The organism is Aetokthonos hydrillicola CCALA 1050 (assembly GCF_017591665.1).
Classification (GTDB): domain Bacteria; phylum Cyanobacteriota; class Cyanobacteriia; order Cyanobacteriales; family Nostocaceae; genus Aetokthonos; species Aetokthonos hydrillicola.
The window spans coordinates 1-2,232 of the sequence record NZ_JAAKGC010000294.1; the positions used below are offsets into that span (position 1 = coordinate 1).

Annotated in this window: 2 protein-coding genes; one reads left to right on the top strand and one right to left on the bottom strand. The window is 40.5% G+C overall.

The window, feature by feature from the left end; all coding sequences use genetic code 11:
* Positions 1-1,009 (bottom strand): Re/Si-specific NAD(P)(+) transhydrogenase subunit alpha (locus G4P69_RS37130; protein ID WP_208354866.1); only part of this gene is annotated, 1,009 nt, incomplete at its 3' end.
* 658 nt (positions 1,010-1,667) lie between these two features.
* Between G4P69_RS37130 and G4P69_RS37135 the strand changes: the two genes are divergently transcribed.
* Positions 1,668-2,222, top strand: a complete 555-nt coding sequence (locus G4P69_RS37135; RefSeq protein WP_208354868.1) for a DUF2808 domain-containing protein — start codon at positions 1,668-1,670, stop codon at positions 2,220-2,222.
* Positions 2,223-2,232: the final 10 nt, after the last annotated feature.

Below are 2,232 nucleotides of genomic sequence, written 5' to 3' on the forward strand. Positions count from 1 at the left end.
TGTTCTTGGAATACAACTGACTAGCGTGGACTGGCAATGAAGATGGTAGATTAATTGGGCCAATAATTGTGACTCCATTCCATACAATGTCTTTACCTGGCTCAGTGCAGGCACAGTTTCCACCTTGTTCAGCCGCAAGATCCACAACCACTGAACCTGGCTTCATTTGTTTTACCATCTCTTCAGTGACTAAAAGTGGTGCTTTTTTGCCTGGAACTTGGGCTGTAGTAATCACTACGTCTGCATTTTTAATGTGCTGAGTGACAACTTCTTGTGTACGTTGTCTGCTATCGGCTGAAATTTCTTTCGCGTAGCCACCTGCGGCGGTTGTTGCTTCTTCTAGTTTTACTTCAACAAATTTTGCCCCTAAGCTTTGTACTTCTTCTTTAACTGCGGGACGGATGTCAAAAGCTTCTACCACTGCTCCCAAACGTCGGGCGGTTGCGATCGCCTGCAAGCCAGCCACACCAGCTCCCATGATAAACACTTTTGCTGGAGCGATGGTTCCTGCTGCAGTTGTCAACATTGGGAAGTATTTTGGTAATGCTGCTGCGCCAATTAGTACCGCCTTGTAACCAGCTATTGACGCTTGTGATGACAAAGCATCCATGCTTTGTGCTCTCGTCGTCCGGGGGATCAACTCCATACTAATTGCAGTTACCTTACGTTCTGCGAGCCGCTGTGCCAGAGATGGATTTCCTAATGGGTTAATAAACCCAATCAGCGCAGATCCTTCTCGTAACAAATCAGTTTCAAAACGTCCATCTTCTCGCTCTTGAGGTGGACTGACTTTAAGCAAAATATCCGCTTGGCTCCACAATGTCGCACTATCAGCAATGATTTTAGCTCCCGCTGCTTCATAAGCACCATCACTAAAGAAAGCGCGATCGCCTGCACCAGCTTCTACCAACACTTCTACACCTTGTTTTACCAACTTAGCAACAGTGTCAGGAATTAAGGCAACACGACGCTCACAAACTTCTATTTCTTTGGCAACTGCTATTCTCATGAAATCTCCTTGAGAAAAATACCTAATTCTTGCAAGTTAAGAAATTCTACCTATGAGGAAGGTTATTTATAGCCTATGACCATTGGCTATTACCCAATGGCTTAGCTAAGCACTAAGCCTTCTCTCTTTGTTCTGTACGTACTTTTTTATTAGTTCATGGGGAACAATCTCATGCACTTGCAAAAAGGTTCATCTGCATATCCTATGTTGATCCCCAAATCTTGTATCTTTGTCTTCAACTTCTTTTAGGGATTTCAAAATCTTGTTATTATTTCTTTAGAAATCGTAACATTAATTAATTTTCGACCGACTTATCTTCAAAAACCTGGAATTATTTCTGATTGAGAGTGGAGTTTGTTTTCAATAATCTACCTTAAGTTAGCAATGATAGCGCTGGCAAATAGCTGAATTTTTATCACAGAGACGTTAAAAATGGATACATTTCTACATATTTGGAAACATATTCAAATTCACTTATACTTACACAAATAAGTTTTTTAGCTACAAACGCAACAGCGGTCTTTCCGAAAAGTCTTTGAAAAAGGACACTTTTTGCAAGGATTTTACGTCCAATCTTATATAGTCAGTAGTAAAGTTTAATTTACAAACTTTCACTTCCATTTATTTAGATCTTTATTTCTGCAACAGGAGCTTAACCGTGCGAAGTTTAGTTTTTAGAAGTTTTAAGCACCGGAATTTTAAATTTCTCTGTGCTTTAGCTGTAACAAGCTGTTGGCTAACTGGGTTACCAGCTATCAGTTGGGCAGAATCTAATCCAGGTTTAACACTATTTAGTGGCGTTAAAGGAGAAAATCAACTATCTTACCGCTTAGATTTTGGCGGTCAACCGAGTGGATGGGATCGCTACCGTCTAAGAGTTTCTCATAAAAAAATGAAAATAGCTGTAGCTCATTTCATCATTCAATATCCTCAATACTACAAAGGAGTCTTTGACCCCAAGGGTGTTGAGCTAAAGGTTAAAGACAAAAAAGTTCCACTATCTGATGTCAAGTGGGACAAAGAAAATCACGTGATTCAAATTTTTCCTCAAGAGCCAGTTCCAGCAGGTAGTAACGTAGAACTGATTCTATCTAATGTACAAAACCCAACTTTTGGCGGAGTCTACTATTTCAACTGCTCAGTTCAATCTCCTGGAGACGTTCCCCTCTCCCGGTACATTGGGACTTGGATTATCAGCATTAGTAATCAATGATAGAGAATAG